We start from the raw sequence: 16,949 nt of genomic DNA, 5'->3' as shown, positions 1-16,949 counted from the left end.
TAGCCTAAAAAGTTATTAATCTGCACCAAAATATATATTATCTAGTAAAAATCAAATTTTCTTTGATTTTGTTTGCTTAATATGATGTTGTAATGATTCTTTATTTTGTAGTTTTGGGTATGTCATTAGGATCTTTATATCTCATTCCTGTCCCTTTAGCTGAAGGAAAGGAGAAATCTTCTTATACCCTACTGCACCAAGAAATCATTCAAGAAATTGATGAGTATGTGGTCGAAAATGAAAAAGTAGCTCGTAAATTTTTAAAGCAGGCCGGATTAAAGATTCCGCAATCAGATTTAACAATTCATGACTTTGGAAAACATGTGCGTGAAAAGGTTGATTACAACTTGATTTTCAAAGGAGCACTGGCGGGCAAAGATATTGGGTTGATGTCGGATGCTGGATGTCCGGGCGTTGCTGACCCTGGCGCGGAGGTTGTTGCTGAGGCTCATCGTCGCGGTATAAAAGTCATTCCTTTGGTTGGCCCAAGTTCGATATTGCTTGCTTTGATGGCCTCAGGGTTTAATGGACAGAAATTTGCCTTTCAAGGTTATCTGCCTATTGATAAAGCAGCACGGTCGCAAAAGATTAAAAGCTTGGAGGTTCAATCCCAAAAAGAAGCACAAACACAAATATTCATTGAGACTCCGTTTCGTAACGGCACTTTATTTGAAGAGCTTTTACGTACATGTAAACCGCAAACCAAACTTTGCGTAGCTTGTAATCTAACGGCCGATGATGAATATGTATTGACTTTACCTATTTCCGAATGGAAGAAGAAAAGTCCAGATTTACATAAGAAGCCCACCATATTTTTAATATTTAGTAACTAGAAAGCATATGTCAGAATATTTCCCAGGAGGTATAACAGAAGAAATGTTGCAATTTGCACTCATCGGTGGGATAATTCGCATCATCATTTGGTTGTTCTTTGCCTATACCGTTTATAGTACGTTGAAGTTGGTTAAGAAAGAAAATCAATGTATTTTGCCAAAACAGGCTTGGTTCTTAGCGATTCCTTTTTTCAATATTTATTGGAATTTTGAAGTAGTTAGACGACTAGGAGACTCTTTGAATAATGAGTTTTACGATCGTCAGATTGAAGCAGAGGAAAATCCAACGCAGAAGTCAGGCTTATTATTTGCATGGACTTTTCTTTTGAGTAACATTCCGCTACCCATGTTTATTTTGGTGACATTGGCGCTATTACATTTAGTTTATTTTATCACCTATTGGATTCGTATCGCACAGCATAAAAGTTTACTGAAATTACATATCGCACATTATGGCGTTGATTACGCCGCTCAAGAAAAGGAGAAATATGAAAATTAGTGCTATTACAAGTTATTTAGAGCGCATAGCTCCCCTATCTTACCAGGAATCTTACGATAATTCTGGTCTTATCGTCGGCAACCCAAATGATACCGTTCAACGCGTCCTTATTGCGCTTGATTGTACGGAGGCTGTTGTTGATGAAGCTATAGAAAAAGGATGTGGTTTAATCATTACGCATCATCCTATCGTCTTTAAAGGGTTAAAGAAATTTAACGGTAAAAACTACGTTGAGCGTGTCGTTTTGAAAGCTATTAAAAATGATATCGCTTTGTATGCTATTCATACCAATTTGGATAATGTGCTTGGTGGCGTAAATAGTAAAATAGCCGAGAAGTTAGGTTTAGAAAATACGGCCATCTTAAACCCGAAATCAGGATTGATTAAAAAACTGACGGTATTCGTTCCGCGTACGCACGTTGAATCTGTACGTACAGCATTATTCGAGGCTGGTGCTGGTGCTATTGGCGATTATGACGAGTGTAGTTTTAATAGTATTGGTTATGGTACTTTCCGTGCTGGCCAAGATGCAAATCCTACGCTTGGAGAAATTGGGCAACAAGAGCGTGTGGAGGAAACTAAAATAGAAGTCGTTTTCCCATCTTTTAAGGAGCGCTCTATATTGGTTGCTATGTATTCCGCTCATCCCTATGAAGAAGTCGCGCATGATCTTATTACGTTAGAAAATACGCTTCACCAGGTAGGTTCAGGAATCATTGGTAACCTTCCGTCCGGACAAACAGAGGCTGAGTTTTTAGGCTATTTAAAAGAAAAATTAAATTTATCCGTTATTAGGCATACGCCTTATTTGGATAAAGAAGTAGTACGTGTCGCTATTTGTGGTGGTGCTGGCAGCTTTCTTTTAGAGCATGCAAAACGCTCTGGTGCAAATGTGTTTGTAACAGGAGATTTTAAATATCATGAGTTTTTCGATGCTGAAGACAGTTTAGTTATTGCCGACATAGGTCATTTTGAAAGTGAACAATATACGCAGGAACTCTTATTTGATCTTTTGCATGAGGAGTTTGTCGACCTTCCTTTATTGCTAACGGAGGTAAATACAAATCCGGTGAAATATTATTATTGATCAGATAGCATAAGAAATTAAATAAACTGAACAAAAAATAGTATCTTTGCATACTTTATTAGAAGGCATAATGGCTTAAGTCCGAAGGTAGTTCACTATTTTAGGTGCTTGCTGTATGGCTTCTTCCGTGTTTCGTTAAGTAACGCAGCACATATTAAACACTGAAAAACGCTTGTTTTTAAGGTGTTAGGTTAAATTGTACAATCACTCTATAAAATACTACAGTTAATGGAACAAACCGTAGAACAAAAGTTAAAAGCATTATGGGCTTTACAGTCCGTACATACTAAGATAGATAAAATCCGTCAAGTACGTGGTGAATTACCTATCGAGGTTGCCGATCTAGAAGATGAGATCGCTGGTCTTGATACACGTATGGAAAAGATCAGAACAGATCTTGATGAATTAGAAGATTCTATCGTTAAGCGTAAGAACATGATTAAAGATGCTCAAGCTGCTGTCAAGAAATATGAAGGACAGTTGAATGAGGTTAAAAATAATCGTGAGTATGATGCTATTTCTAAGGAAATTGAAATTCAAGGATTAGAAGTTCAAGTTTGTGAAAAACGTATTCGTGAGGCTGAGTTTGAAATTAAAAACAAAACTGAAAACTACGAAAGTACGCAAACAAACCTTGGCTATAGCAAAAGTGAACTAGACGTTAAGAAAAAGGAATTGGAAACCATTACTTCGGAAACGGAGAAGGAAGAAAATGGCCTATTAGAAAAAGCTGCTGTAGCAGAAACGAAGATTGAAGATCGTTTGATTAAGGTTTACTCTAAATTGCGTAATTCTTTCCGTAACGGTTTAGCTGTTGTTTCTATCGAGCGTGATAGCTGTTCAGGCTGTTACAACAAGATACCACCTCAGTTACAATCTGAGATCCGTCAACGTAAAAAAATCATTATCTGCGAACACTGCGGTAGAGTGATTGTTGATGAAGGTATCGTTTTTGAAGAAGAAAACGGATAATCTACAAGAGATATAAGGAAAGCGACCCATAAGGTCGCTTTTTTTATGCAACATATCTGATATATCAGTATATTGAAACATAATTCCGTTATTTTTGATGTATTAATCAGCTACTAATCTCAATGAACAAAACATTCTCCGGTCTTTTAAAGACACTTATTTTTACGGGGGCGTTATTTTCTGTTGCTCAAGCGCAGGAAGAGACCCTCTTGTTGCGTAGTCCAAGCATTAGTGATAAACATATTTCCTTTGTTTATGGCGGTGATATCTGGATTGCCGATAAAAATGGGGCTAACCCTAAACGTTTAACCAGTAATCCTGGTGTTGAACAAAATCCAATTTTTTCTCCGGATGGACAGCGTGTTGCTTTTACGGGCAACTACGATGGTAACACCGATGTTTATGTTGTTTCTATTTATGGAGGAGCACCACAACGCGTAACCTATCATCCATCGGCTGATGTTGTACGTGGATGGCTTAATAACAATGAGCTGTATTTTACGACAACACGTGAGTTTACCTATTCGTTAGGTTCTCGTTTATATAAAAAGAACGTGAACGGAGAGGCTGCTACGCCATTATTAATGCCTGAGGCTTATCAAGGAAGCCCTTCTGCTGACGGTAGATATTGGGCTTATATCAAGAATGGTGACCCTACAGAAAGAGATCGCGTAGCCTTTAAGCGCTACCGTGGTGGCGGTATGCCTAGCATCTGGATTTTTGATACACAGACTAAAAATGTAGAAGCTATTCCTGGCACAAACAGCAATGATGTTAAGCCTGTATGGTTAGGCGACAAGGTGTATTTCTTATCCGATAGGGATAAAATTGTAAACATCTACGCTTATGACGTTAAAACGAAGAAAGTTGATAAAATAACGGATTACAAGGACTATGACGTCAGAACGCTAAGTGGACAAGGTAAAGAGCTTACTTTCGAGTACCAAGGACGTTTACATATTCTACAAACAGACAGTAAGAAGGTCAATACCTTAGCTATTTCTGTACATAATGATGCCATGTATAAGCGTACTCGTTATGAGAATATGGATGCCGGTATTCGTGGTTTTAGCATCTCTCCTACTGGGCAACGTGCTTTATTTGAAAGCCGTGGTGAAATCTTTAGTGTTCCTAAAGAAAAAGGTGATGCGCGTAATCTTTCAAGCTCTCCAGGTTCGCATGAACGCTTCCCTAGCTGGTCGCCAAATGGAAAATGGGTGTCCTATATCTCTGATAAAAATGGAAAATATGAGTTGGTGTTACGTGACCAACTCGCTAAAGATGCAGCGGTTTATATTAGTTTGGGAGAGACTGGTTTTTACTTCCAACCGACTTGGTCGCCCGATAGTAAGAAGCTTTTTTATAACGATGCGCACTTAAATCTTTACTATGTCGATATTGACACGAAGAAGATTACAAAAGTAGATGACGACCGCTTAAGCTCTATGACAGGACGTACTTCAAACCATTTTCAACCAGCATGGGCTTATGATTCTAATTGGATTGCCTATGTTAAGAGTTTAAATAATGGGGTACGTACGTTGTTTATGTACAATTTAACGACAAAACAAAGTACCCAGATTACAGATGGTATGAGTGCTGTCAATCAGCCTGCTTTCAGTAGAGATGGTAAATATTTATTCTTCAGTGCGAGCACGAATACTGGATTGACCAATTCAGGCTTACATATGTCTGCTTATGAGAAGAATGTAAGCTATAATGTTTATGCTTTTATTCTTTCTAGTGAAACGCCTTCCTTATTCAAGAATGAAAGCGACGAAGAGAAAGTAGTCGAAGACACGAAAAAAGAGGAAACGAAGAAAGAAGAGCCTAAGAAAGACGATACTAAAAAGCCAGAAGAGAAAGTTGCTGATAAAAACAACAGCAAACCGGGTGATAAAACTCCAGCGGTAAAAGTTGATTTCAATAACATTAACAACCGTATTGTTGCTCTTCCTTTGCCAGCAGGTTTCTACCGTTTGAATGGTGCTACCGATGGCATGTTGACTTACATGCGTGGTCGTTCTATAGGCACATACGACTTGGCGAAGCTTGAAGATAAAGTTATCGTTGATGTAGCAAATGGATTTGATATAAGCGCTGATGGTAAGAAGATGATTTACGTTAATGGACGTGATTTCTTTATCGTTAATGCTGGTCAAAAGCCTGCTCCTGGCGCTGGGAAAATTACGGTTACAGATGTAAAAGTTCTTATTGATCCTGTTGCAGAATGGAACCAAGTATTTAATGAGGTATGGTCTATGCAGAAGGACTTTTTCTATGTTGAAAATATGCATGGAGCAGACTGGAATGCAATTAAAGCCAAATACCAGAAATTCTTACCTTACGTAAGTCACCGTTCTGATTTAGGCTATTTGTTGAACGAGATGATGGGTGAAATGGTCGTAGGACACAATTATATTTATCCAGGCGATCAACCATCCTCCCCTTCGGTAAGCACAGGAACTTTAGGTGCTGATTTTGAGGTGAGCAATGGTGGGTACAAAATTACCAAGCTGTTGACCCGTTTGGATTGGAATCCTTCCTTTAAGGCGCCATTATCTGAGCCAGGAATGAATATCAACGCGGGTGATTATATTGTCGCTGTAGATGGCGTTGCTTTGAATGGAGCGGTTAATTTGTACGAATTATTAGAAAATAAAGTAGGAAAGCAAGTAACGCTTAAAATCAATAGCAAAGCAGGCCAAGATGGCGCTCGTGAAGTTATTGTACGTCCTATTTCATTCACTGACGAAGTCGAGCTTCGTCGTATGGACTGGGTTGAGAATAACCGTAAGAAGGTTGATCAGATGAGTAAAGGTCAAATTGCTTACGTTTATATGCCTAATACAGGACAAGAAGGATATACGTATTTCAACCGTTATTATTTCTCCCAAATGGATAAGAAAGCCTTATTAATGGATGAGCGTAATAATGGTGGTGGTTCTGTTGCTGATTATGTTATCGATCTTTTATCACGTGAGTTAATCGCAGGATGGAAAGTAAGAGATGGAAAAAGCTTTACAACACCAGGTAACGGTATTTATGGTCCAAAGGCTATGCTAATCAATGAGAATGCAGGTTCTGGTGGTGATATGATGCCATACATGTTCCGTTTCAAAGGATTAGGTAAATTAGTGGGCCGCACTACAATGGGTATTTTAGTAGGTATCTCGGGCTATCCTCCTTTACTAGATGGTGGTAGCATTACCTCGCCAAACTTTGGTGTTTTCAACTTAGATAGTAAATATATCATTGAAAACGAAGGGGTGGCTCCTGATGTGTTTGTTGAGCAAACACCTAAGGATTTACTTGAAGGTAGAGACCCTCAGTTAGAAAAAACAGTCCAAATTTTATTAGAAGAAATGAAGACTTATCCTTACAAAGAGATTAAAGATCCAAAAGACCCAATCCGTGTAAAATAAGGAGTGAAAAAAAAAGAAAAGGGCGATACAAGATTTTTTGTATCGCCCTTTTTGTTAATTTTAAAAGATGAATATAGAAGCAGGAACAAAAAAAGATGCTTGGTCGGATTTAGTTTTATTTCTCCTTGTTGCTTTTGGGAGTATGATTGTGACGCAGATTCCGGTACTTATTTACGGGCTCGTAAAGTTTGACGGAGGGCAATTTAGTATGGAAACAATGGCTAGTGACCCTGTTTTTTATGCAGCAGCCACTGCCTTGGGCACTATTGGTACCTTCTTGTTGCCTGTTTATTTCTTTAAGCGGCTTCGTCCTTCATTAACGATGGCACCGACACAATCCTCTAGCTTTTGGTTATTCCTATTGGCTATCCTCTTTATGTTTAGCTTTAGCCCGTTGATGTCTTTAATCGGTGATTGGAACATGAATATGAAGCTTCCTACCTTTTTTAAGAGTATAGAAAGCTGGATGGCTGCCGAAGAGGCTAATCGTGCGGTATTAACGGAGAAAATGGTCATGGTAGACTCCTTTCCGCGTCTTTTTATCAACCTGATTGTCATTGCGGCTTTGCCGGCTTTGGGCGAAGAGTTGTTTTTTAGAGGTGCGTTGCAAAATATATTTACGCGTATTTTAAAGAATGAACAGCTTGCTGTTTGGTTGTTGGCTTTTATTTTTAGTGCGATTCATTTCCAATTCTATGGCTTTATTCCGCGTATGTTGCTAGGAGTTTTCTTCGGCTATATGCTTTTATGGAGCAAAAATATATGGATACCGATATGTGCACACTTTATAAATAACGCGTCGGTTACCATCTTAGCTTTTTATTATACGAGACAAGGAAAAAGCTATGGCGACCTTGTTGCAAGTGATAGTTATTCAATTATTGTGTATCTTGGTAGCCTAATTTCAGGTGTGGTGATTGTGTATTTTTACCATCGCTACGCCAGTAAAGGAACATTTTATGGAAAAAAATTGGCTTAAAGTAGCTACTTATACCGATGCACTTATCGGCGAGCTTAACAAACAACTTCTCGAAGAGCAAGGAATTGCTGCTGTACTTATTAATAAGCAAGATTCGTCTTTTATTGTGGGACGTATCGAGCTTTTCGTTCATCAAGATAATGAATCTGCCGCTTTAGCTTTATTGACTGCGGAGGAAACAAAAGGAGAAGATGAAAACTAGAGCTATTACCGGTTTTTTCTTTATCATCGTTCTTGTTGGTGCTGTTCTGTTAGGTCCTTATGCTTTTGTTCCCTTTTTCGGCCTTGTTGGCTTATTGAGCGTATTGGAATTCTATGGATTGATTCGTTCGGAGAGCACCCAGCCTTTGCGTATTTTAGGAACGCTTAGTGCTTTATTTATTGTAGGGCTATTTGCAGGTTATTTTTTAGGGTTTACTCCTTTAAAGGCTACCCTATTAAGCGTGCTTCCTGTGTTAGCGATATCCTTATGTGCTCTTTTCCGTAAAACAATTAATCCAATTCAGGATATTGGCTTTACATTAATGGGGATAATGTATGCGGCAGTACCTTTCACCTTTTTTATTGCTTTAGGTTTTATTAGCGGTACATTCAATCCTTATCTTCCTTTAGGTTTTCTGATTCTTTTGTGGACGAATGATACAGGAGCTTACCTTTCGGGCCGTAGTTTCGGTCGGACGAAGCTTTTTGAACGTATTTCACCAAACAAAACATGGGAAGGCTTTATCGGAGGTGTTGTTTTAGCCGTTGTCGTTGCTTTAAACTTAGCGCAGTACTTCGGTACGCTAAGCCGTGTTGAATGGGCTGCTGTGGCACTTATTATTGGTGTCTTCGGCACTTTAGGCGACTTAGTTGAGTCTATGTTGAAGCGTACCTTAGGTGTTAAGGATTCAGGGAGCATTCTTCCTGGTCATGGTGGATTTTTAGATCGTTTCGACGGTCTTTTAGTTGCTGCTCCTTTGGTTTATATTTTCTTAGAATTTGTTGTCTATGCACATTGAGCAGCGTACATTTGATTTTTTAAATAACCTTCGGTTGAATAATAGCCGAGAGTGGTTTATGGAGAATAAAGCACAGTATGAGGCTGCAAATGCCAATATTAAAGCTTTTATTACCGCTTTAATTGCGGAATTTTCTACTTTCGATCCACAGATTAATACGGATATTCAGGCGAGTAAATGTTTGTTCCGTATCTATAGGGACATCCGTTTTGCTAAAGATAAAACGCCTTACAAGACCTGGTTTTCAGCGGGTATTTCTGTAGACGGGCGTAAACTAGATGGTCCTGAGTATTATTTCCATGTTGAGCCTGGTAATAACTACATCGCTGCAGGCTATTGGAGACCCGAGAAGCAACATTTAGATGCTATCCGTCAGGAAATAGATTATAACAGTGAAGAGCTTATTCAAGTTTTGGAAGAAGGAAGCTATACTATCGCTGATTTATCACAAGAAGACAAGTTGAAAAGACCGCCAGCGGGATATGCCGTTGATGATCCAAATATCGAATTATTAAAGCTGAAAAGCTTTATTATTGATCAGCGTCTTACAGATGAAGAGCTAACAAAGCCTAATTCACTGAAAATGGTTGTTGATGCCGCAAAGCGAATCTATCCTTTCAAAAAATATATTCATCAAGCTTTAGATCAATAAAGCCTCCCTATCATTTTCGGTCTTTTATTCGTAGGTGACCGGTTAAAAAGCGCCATTTTCTCACATAAAATGGCGCTTTTTACTTTCCAGACGTTCGTTCTATTGTCTATGCTACATATAACGAACTATGCTATTTATTACGAGTTTTCATGCTTTAACGTCTTGTCGTAGATGAGCCAAAATCGCATTTTACGAGGTTTAAATAAATAAAACTAAAAACTAGATAGTTGTTTAAATAACGTATTAAGAAGATTTTTCTATTTCTATAATATATTTTGTAAATCAATCAGTTAGCCACTTGTTTTCTTGCGATTTAAGTGTATTGGTTTTATTTATATCTATCTGTTACTCAAACGTTTGCGTTGTTTTTCTGTTGTTTTGTGATTTGATAGAACTAATTTAGGCTCCACAAATAACCCAATATAAATCTCATTTCAACGCTAAATTTTTATAAATTATGGCAAAAAAATTAACGCTCTTGATTTCAAGTGTACTTGCGCTGTCGTTTGCTGCGCATGCACAAAATCGGACAGTCAGCGGTACTGTTGTAGATAGTCAGGGGAAACCTATCCCCTATGTAACTATCAAATTAAAAAATCGCTCCGAAGGAACCACGACAAATGATAAAGGTCAGTTTACCATTCCTGTTTATCCAAAGTCAACGTTAGTTTTATCGAGCGTTGGATTTCGGAACAAAGAACAAGAAATTGGTGATCAAGCGGCTTTAAATATTACTTTAGAGACGGGGAGTACGGATCTTACTGAAGTCGTTGTTATTGGTTATGGTACTGCTAGTCGAAAAGATGTGACAGGTTCTATTTCCAGCGTGAAGGCTGAGCAACTAGAAAATGAAAACCCACAAAGTGTAGCAGACCTATTAAAAGGAAATATCGCAGGTTTAAGTGTTTCTCAAAATACCTCTGCTAAAGGCGGTGGTGACTTGCTTGTTCGTGGTAAAACTACGCTTTCCGCTTCGACAGCACCCCTTATTGTATTGGATGGTATTATTTATAACGGACAATTGTCGGATATCAATCCCAATGACATCGCAACGATAGATGTGTTGAAAGATGCCAGTTCATTAGCGGTGTATGGTGCAAAAGCAGCAACTGGTGTTGTTGCGATTACAACAAAAAAAGGAACTGGAGAAAAACCATTAATAACGGCTAACACGAACTGGGGGCTAGCAGCTTTGTCACGTAATCAACGTGTATATGATGGTCCTGGTTTCTTGCGTTGGCGCGCTGATGTTGGTAAAGCAACAGGATCTCGTCCATCCTATTTTTATGATGATCCCCGTGCACTTCCGGAGGGCATAAGCTATGAACAATGGCTATCTGGCGGAAATAAAGATGCCGATCCTATCGATCTTTGGTTGGCACGTTTAGGGCTAGTTGGCAATGAAATCGCTAATTATAAGGCCGATAAAACAACCGATTGGTACGATGATATCTTCAGAACAGGTATCCGTCAAGATCATACGGTGAGTTTGAGTGGTCGAAAAGAAGATGTCACGTATTACATGTCCGTTGGTTATAATAAGAATGAAAACCTAATTGATGGAGGTCAATTTAGTACATTTCGTGCTCGCTTAAATTTAGAGGGTAAGGTGACCAACTTCTTACGATTAGGTGCTAATGTGCAGTTTGCTGATCGCGATGAGGGTGCCATTGAAGCCGACTGGGGGCAGTTAACAAATCTGTCACCTTATGGAGATAAATATAATGCTGATGGTTCTTTACGAAGAATTCCTACGGATGACAATGGATTAAATGCACGAAATCCGTTTCTTAACATGACCTATAATAACAGAATGTTTAAGCAGAATACCTTATTTGCTAGTTTATTCGCTAAAGTTAACTTACCATTTGGTATTACTTATCAATTTAACTTTAGTCCTGGGCTTGATAACTATCGTGTATTCAACCATGAATCATCTAAAAACCCAAATGTTACTATCGTAGGCGGAAGAGCTGTTAGAGAAAATGAAACGCGTTATAACTGGCAAATTGATAATCTTTTGAAATGGAATCGGAAGTTTGGAGATATTCACAATGTAGATGTTACGCTCTTAGCGAACTCTGAAAAATACCAAACATGGTGGACACAAGCTGCTAATCAAGGTTTTGTTCCCGGGGATTACCTAAGTTATCATAATCTTTCTAGCGGAAATTTACCGACCGTGAATAGTGAAGATAAAGTTTATACAGGTGATGCTTTGATGGCTCGTGTTAATTATGGGCTTATGGATCGCTACAACGTTACTTTTTCGGTACGCAGAGATGGGTATTCCGTATTTGGTGTGAATAGTAAACGGGCCACTTTTCCCGCTATAGCAGCAGCATGGACATTCACGGAAGAATCTTTCCTGAAGAATGTTTCATGGTTGAATTACGGTAAATTAAGGGTTTCTTATGGTATTAATGGAAATAGAGATCTCCGTAACCCAGATAACGGAACTGTCGATCCGTATGCAGCGCTTTCACAGCTTACTATAGGTAAGTATCAAACGGTAAATGCAAGCGGCACGCCATCTGAAGTAAATACCGTGGTTGTTAACTCGAGATTGGGAAATCCTGACCTTAAATGGGAACAAACAACATCCATCAATGCGGGATTAGATTTTTCTTTATTTAAAGAGAGATTGAGTGGTGCAATTGATGTTTACACCAAGAAGACCAATGATCTTTTGGTTAAACAAAGCGTTTCTAGTGTGTCGGGCTACCAATTTGTATATTCCAACTTGGCCGAGGTGAAAAATAAAGGTATTGAATTAAGTTTGACGAGCCGAAACATTGTGGAAGGTAATGTCAAATGGAATTCCAATCTTATTTTCTCCTTGAATAGAAATAAGATTGTTCGCTTAGCGACACCAAATAACGATCCTGGAAACGGTTGGTTTATTGGTCAAGATATCGATGTGATATGGGATTACAAAGTTAATGGCGTATGGCAGGAAAATGAGGCCGAAGAAGCAAAATTGTATAAAAAAGCAGGTATTCGTCCAGGAGATTTTAAACTGGATGATGTAAATGGCGATTATGTGTATAATGATGATGATAAGCAATTTCTTGGCTATACCTCTCCTCGTTTCACTTGGGCTTTGCGTAATGAATTCAATTTGTTTAAGAGCTTTGACTTCTCATTCCAAATTATATCTAATATCGGACAGAAAAAGGAGTTTAACCAAGCGAAGAACAATCCAGGAAGTGTCGGTTTCTTACGTTCTACCTCTTATATACAGCCGTATTGGACGCCAGAAAACCCAATTAATGACTATGCTAGATTAGGTAGTGGTGCTAATGGAACAAGCTTTAGGGTATTCAGAAACAATAGTTTTATTCGATTAAACAACGTGTCGGTGGCTTATTCTTTGCCTGTGGCAGTAGCTGAGCGGTTAAAAGTAAGAAACCTAAAGGTATATGCCAATGTCAATAATGCAGCAGTCTACGCTCCTGTGTGGAACTTCTGGGATCCGCAGAATAATGGACCAACCCCGCGTTACTACACTTTAGGACTGAATGTATCACTCTAATTTTTACCGAACATGAAGAAAATAAATATAAAAATAGCCGCTATTGTAGCTTCAATAGGTCTTTTGACTGTAAATGGCTGTAAAAAGAGCTTTTTAGATTCAGACCAGTTATCGCAATATTCACCGGAAAATTTAGATAATGTGGATGCGCTTAAAGGCGTGCTGAATGCTTTAGGGCGTGCTTCACGCAACGAGTTTTTTGGAGACTCCGCTCCTCTATTAACGGAGTCATTGTTCTCTGATGTAGCGGTAGATGGTACGACAGATAAATCAACACCTGCTCAAAATTTGGTATCTCAAATTACCCCAGATGCTAACCTTGATAATGATGATTTTAACAAAGTAGGTTGGTATTGGACTAATTTTTTCGCAGCTGTGCGTTCGGCAAATACGATTGTAAGCAATATTGATCGTCCTAAATATACTTCCGAGCAGCAGAAGAATGAGATCTTAGCGGGTGCATACTTCTACCGTGCATACTTTTACTACCGCTTGGTTCATGAATTTGGAGATGTCCCTTTGTTATTGAAAGATCTTACTTCACCTAAGTATGATTTTTATTCCACGAAGCGGGAGGTAATTCTTCAAAAGATGAAAGAAGATTTAACATTTGCACAACAATGGATAAAAGATGGAGGCAATAAAGGTGAAGTTACCAATGGTGCCGTTAACCATTTGTTGGCAAAAATTAATCTTGCTCTAGGTGATTTTGATGGTGCCATTGCTGCCGCAAATAAAGTCATTGATGGTGGCACGTACGCTTTAATGCGCAATCGTTTTGGAAGTACAGCGGGTGATTTGACGAAAAATGTCGTTTGGGATTTACACCGTATGGATAACAAAGCAATATCAGCGAATAAAGAAGCTTTATTGTTAGTTATCGACCGTCAAACTTTGCAAGGACGTACGGATCTAGGATCACAATTGATGCGTAATACGGTGCCTGCATGGCATTTTAATAACCTTAATATCCCACAAGGAGGATTGCAAGCCATCGTTGATGGTATAAATGCCGAAATACCGCTTACACGGATGTATGGACGTGGTATCGGTCGCTATCGCGGGACATATTATAGTACGACGCAAATATGGACGGATCAAACGGATTATAGACATGCAAAAGGGATGTGGATGGATATGACAGATTTAGTTTACAATAATCCTGCAATAAAAAATTCGAAAGACCCTGCTATTAGTAGTCTTTATGGGAAGCCTGTCGTTCAGTATACGAAGGATAATATTAATAAGGTCTTTACTAACGGTGCTGTGGACACCATACGTCATTGGTTTAGTTGGCCTCATTATAAGGTGTTTATCAATTCGACAAACCAGTTTGCCGAAGATCCAAACTGGAATCCACCACGTGGTACTAATACTGACTGGTACGTATTTCGACTGGCAGAAACCTACTTACTTCGTGCAGAAGCCTATGTTTGGAAAGGTCAGCAGGGCTTAGCTATGGCAGATATCAATCAAGTTCGTGGTCGTGCCAATGCACAACTACTTACCGATGCCAGCAAAGTCAATATAGGTACTGTGTTGGACGAAAGAGCACGTGAATTGTTTTGGGAAGAACCACGTAAGACGGAGTTAACGCGTATAGCGTTCATTTTTGCGAAGACAGGCATTGCTTCTTATACGGGCAAGACCTATACCTTAGCTAATTTCTCTCAAAATAACTTCTTTTACGATCGTATTATCGAGAAAAACTCTTTTTACCGTGATAAAGTACCTACACTTCAAGGTGTACGTTACGAAATCGCTCCATACCATGTTTTATGGCCTGTGCCAGCAGCGGCGCAGCGTTTTAATACAAACGGAATGATTAATCAAAACGAAGGTTATACTGGTGCAGAAAAGAATGTACCTCCATTGGATAAAATAGTCGAGTAGACTTTTTTAATGATGAAAATTTCGATGTAGCTTTCTGATAATTTTGTTACTTTGATCTTCTATAAACCCGAATAGTTTTATTCCTGTCAAGGAGTAGCTATTCGGGTATTATGATACTAAAGAAGATAAAGTCGAAGTATAACAAATGGCTACTATAAATTTTAATACAATACGTCGATTTGGAATTGGATTGTGCGTATTACTGTTTCAAATAGGATTACTATTTGGACAACAACCGATAAACATACAACCTCAAACAGCCGAACATATCTTTAATAAGGCTGAAGTTTACCTTTTAGAAGATAGCACAAACACAAAATCCTTTGCTGCTATTAGCGCAAGTTCTCAAGCGCAAGATTTTAAACCCAATCAGAATTTTTATCCTAAGAATTTTAATCGATCATCAACCTATTGGTTTAGGATAAAAATCAAGTTGGACGAAAACATTAAAGGAAAACAAATCATTGAGTTTTTCGATCAAACGGCGGATCTCGTAGAAGCATATATCCCGGATGGTAAGGGTGGTTTTGAGCATTATAAAAGTGGAGCTTCGTTAGATTTTAATCAAAGATTATTTAAGCATAAAAACTTCGAATTTGCTATTCCAGCGCTTGAAAAGGGCACCTATGAAGCATATTTCAAGGTGCGTTCTAGGCAGATGGTGAATGTGATATTGGTGTATCGTAGCATCGAGAGGTTCGTTCAGTATGCACTGGCTGAATACTTCACTTTTGGGCTCTTTTATGGTATGATTTTGTTATTCGGCTTTCATAATTTGCTGATGTATTTTGCCGTAAGAGGACGTCAGTATCTTTATTATGTCTTATACGTTTTTTGTTTTGGACTTTATGAAATGTCTTCAGATGGTATTGCTTTCCAATATTTATGGCCGGCGAACCCCTGGATTAATCAGTACGCTATAGCTTTTTTTGTATGCTGCGTTAGTGTCTTTGCACTTTTATTTACGAAATCCCTCCTTCACGTAAAGCAGCGGGAGCCAAAGCTTAATCATATTTTAAATATCGTCATTGTCTTAAGGATATTATTTTTCATATACTGTCTTTGCTTTAAACAAACGTGGTTTATATTTAAGTTCATTGAAGTGATTCCTTTGTCTATTGCTTTTTTCACAGGTATTTGGCTTTGGAAAAAGAAATATCGTCCCGCACGTTATTTTGTGCTAGGTTATTCTTTCCTTTTCTTGAGCTTTATTGTTAAGGTGATTTATGTATTGGGTTATGCACGATTTTTACAGAATTATATAGGCCATTATAGTATCACTTTTGGTGTTTTTATCGAGATGATCTTTTTATCTTTTGCCATTGGTGATCGGGTACGTTTACTGAAGAATAAGAAGGAATTGGCGCAGAAAAGGGTCATCGAACAGATGCGCATCAATGAGAAGTTGCAAGAAAGCTATAATTTGGAGTTGAAGCAAGAAGTGGAGAATCGCACCGTAGAGATTGTCCAAAAATCCAAAAGGTTGGCAGAGAAGTCTGAAATTATTGCTAGCCAGAATCAAGAATTGAAGGACATGAATAGGCTCCTGACAGAGCAGTCCGAGGAGATAAACAGGATGAATCAATTGCTGACGAACGATAATAAGAGCCTTCAAACCAATATTGAGCGTATAACGGATGATCGTGTCCTTTCAAAAGAGATGGACTTTGAAGAGTTTCAGTCCAAATATTCTGATAAGGAGACCTGTTATAAGTTTTTGTCTGAATTGAAATGGGATGATACCTATCATTGCATCAAATGTGGGCATGATAATTACTGTGCCGGTAAGACGCCATATAGTCGCCGTTGCACTAAGTGTACCTATGAAGAGTCTGTTTTAAATAAGACCATATTTGAGAATGTGCGTATCCCAATTAACAAAGCCTTTTACCTCGTTTACTTGGTTCATTTTTACCAAGGAGACATTTCTTCTTATAAGTTGTCTCAAAAACTAGGCATACGACAAAGTACCTGCTGGAACTATGCTAGTCGTATAAAAAGCCTCCTGACAAGCAATAAAAAGGGTAAAAAATCGGCTTGGACGAAACTTGTTTTGAATACTTTGGATTAATT

12 protein-coding genes are annotated in these 16,949 nt (G+C 38.5%); all 12 read left to right on the top strand.

Features of this window, described 5'->3' with window-relative positions:
- Positions 1 to 119 precede the first annotated feature (119 nt).
- The 12 genes from WH223_RS09180 to WH223_RS09125 all read left to right on the top strand — a co-directional run bounded on the left by WH223_RS09180 (position 120) and on the right by WH223_RS09125 (position 16,947).
- A complete protein-coding gene (locus WH223_RS09180; RefSeq protein ID WP_340047344.1) occupies positions 120 to 833 on the top strand; it encodes an SAM-dependent methyltransferase in 714 nt (237 codons plus the stop codon).
- Positions 834 to 840: 7 nt separating this feature from the next.
- Positions 841 to 1,332 (top strand): hypothetical protein, encoded by a 492-nt coding sequence (locus WH223_RS09175; RefSeq protein ID WP_340047293.1) that lies wholly within the window; start codon positions 841 to 843, stop codon positions 1,330 to 1,332.
- Positions 1,322 to 2,419, top strand: coding sequence for a Nif3-like dinuclear metal center hexameric protein (locus WH223_RS09170; RefSeq protein WP_340047292.1), 1,098 nt, complete (start codon positions 1,322 to 1,324; stop codon positions 2,417 to 2,419). The genes WH223_RS09175 and WH223_RS09170 overlap by 11 nt, the downstream gene beginning before the upstream one ends.
- Positions 2,420 to 2,647: 228 nt before the next feature.
- Positions 2,648 to 3,391, top strand: coding sequence for a zinc ribbon domain-containing protein (locus WH223_RS09165; protein WP_340047291.1), 744 nt, complete (start codon positions 2,648 to 2,650; stop codon positions 3,389 to 3,391).
- Between the two features lie 122 nt (positions 3,392 to 3,513).
- Entirely contained in the window at positions 3,514 to 6,816 is a 3,303-nt protein-coding gene (locus WH223_RS09160; protein ID WP_340047290.1) for a S41 family peptidase, read from the top strand.
- A 67-nt stretch (positions 6,817 to 6,883) separates the two neighbouring features.
- Complete coding sequence (locus WH223_RS09155; RefSeq protein WP_340047289.1) at positions 6,884 to 7,795, top strand: CPBP family intramembrane glutamic endopeptidase; 912 nt, start codon at positions 6,884 to 6,886, stop codon at positions 7,793 to 7,795.
- Complete coding sequence (locus tag WH223_RS09150) at positions 7,776 to 7,997, top strand: hypothetical protein (RefSeq protein WP_340047288.1); 222 nt, start codon at positions 7,776 to 7,778, stop codon at positions 7,995 to 7,997. The genes WH223_RS09155 and WH223_RS09150 overlap by 20 nt, the downstream gene beginning before the upstream one ends.
- Positions 7,987 to 8,796, top strand: coding sequence for a phosphatidate cytidylyltransferase (locus tag WH223_RS09145; RefSeq protein ID WP_340047287.1), 810 nt, complete (start codon positions 7,987 to 7,989; stop codon positions 8,794 to 8,796). Before WH223_RS09150 ends, WH223_RS09145 begins: the two co-directional genes overlap by 11 nt.
- On the top strand, positions 8,786 to 9,448 hold the full coding sequence (locus WH223_RS09140) for a DUF2461 domain-containing protein (protein WP_340047286.1): 663 nt from the start codon (positions 8,786 to 8,788) through the stop codon (positions 9,446 to 9,448). The genes WH223_RS09145 and WH223_RS09140 overlap by 11 nt, the downstream gene beginning before the upstream one ends.
- A gap of 457 nt (positions 9,449 to 9,905) precedes the next feature.
- Positions 9,906 to 12,983 (top strand): SusC/RagA family TonB-linked outer membrane protein, encoded by a 3,078-nt coding sequence (locus WH223_RS09135; RefSeq protein ID WP_340047285.1) that lies wholly within the window; start codon positions 9,906 to 9,908, stop codon positions 12,981 to 12,983.
- Positions 12,984 to 12,995: 12 nt separating this feature from the next.
- Positions 12,996 to 14,876, top strand: coding sequence for a RagB/SusD family nutrient uptake outer membrane protein (locus tag WH223_RS09130; RefSeq protein WP_340047284.1), 1,881 nt, complete (start codon positions 12,996 to 12,998; stop codon positions 14,874 to 14,876).
- Positions 14,877 to 15,021: 145 nt separating this feature from the next.
- Positions 15,022 to 16,947, top strand: coding sequence for a 7TM diverse intracellular signaling domain-containing protein (locus WH223_RS09125; protein WP_340047282.1), 1,926 nt, complete (start codon positions 15,022 to 15,024; stop codon positions 16,945 to 16,947).
- The last annotated feature ends 2 nt before the right edge of the window (positions 16,948 to 16,949 follow it).

This window comes from Sphingobacterium sp. MYb382, from assembly GCF_037572665.1.
In the GTDB taxonomy this organism is placed as follows: Bacteria; Bacteroidota; Bacteroidia; order Sphingobacteriales; family Sphingobacteriaceae; genus Sphingobacterium.
The sequence above is the reverse complement of the archived record's forward strand: the minus strand, read 5'-3'. Positions and strand labels throughout refer to the sequence as shown.

What these genes read in the sequence shown, in the direction of transcription:
- WH223_RS09180 (WP_340047344.1), top strand. Translation starts at nt 120, where the DNA reads ATGTCATTAGGATCTTTATATCTCATTCCTGTCCCTTTAGCTGAAGGA.
- WH223_RS09175 (WP_340047293.1), top strand. Translation starts at nt 841, where the DNA reads ATGTCAGAATATTTCCCAGGAGGTATAACAGAAGAAATGTTGCAATTT.
- WH223_RS09170 (WP_340047292.1), top strand. Translation starts at nt 1,322, where the DNA reads ATGAAAATTAGTGCTATTACAAGTTATTTAGAGCGCATAGCTCCCCTA.
- WH223_RS09165 (WP_340047291.1), top strand. Translation starts at nt 2,648, where the DNA reads ATGGAACAAACCGTAGAACAAAAGTTAAAAGCATTATGGGCTTTACAG.
- WH223_RS09160 (WP_340047290.1), top strand. Translation starts at nt 3,514, where the DNA reads ATGAACAAAACATTCTCCGGTCTTTTAAAGACACTTATTTTTACGGGG.
- WH223_RS09155 (WP_340047289.1), top strand. Translation starts at nt 6,884, where the DNA reads ATGAATATAGAAGCAGGAACAAAAAAAGATGCTTGGTCGGATTTAGTT.
- WH223_RS09150 (WP_340047288.1), top strand. Translation starts at nt 7,776, where the DNA reads ATGGAAAAAAATTGGCTTAAAGTAGCTACTTATACCGATGCACTTATC.
- WH223_RS09145 (WP_340047287.1), top strand. Translation starts at nt 7,987, where the DNA reads ATGAAAACTAGAGCTATTACCGGTTTTTTCTTTATCATCGTTCTTGTT.
- WH223_RS09140 (WP_340047286.1), top strand. Translation starts at nt 8,786, where the DNA reads ATGCACATTGAGCAGCGTACATTTGATTTTTTAAATAACCTTCGGTTG.
- WH223_RS09135 (WP_340047285.1), top strand. Translation starts at nt 9,906, where the DNA reads ATGGCAAAAAAATTAACGCTCTTGATTTCAAGTGTACTTGCGCTGTCG.
- WH223_RS09130 (WP_340047284.1), top strand. Translation starts at nt 12,996, where the DNA reads ATGAAGAAAATAAATATAAAAATAGCCGCTATTGTAGCTTCAATAGGT.
- WH223_RS09125 (WP_340047282.1), top strand. Translation starts at nt 15,022, where the DNA reads ATGGCTACTATAAATTTTAATACAATACGTCGATTTGGAATTGGATTG.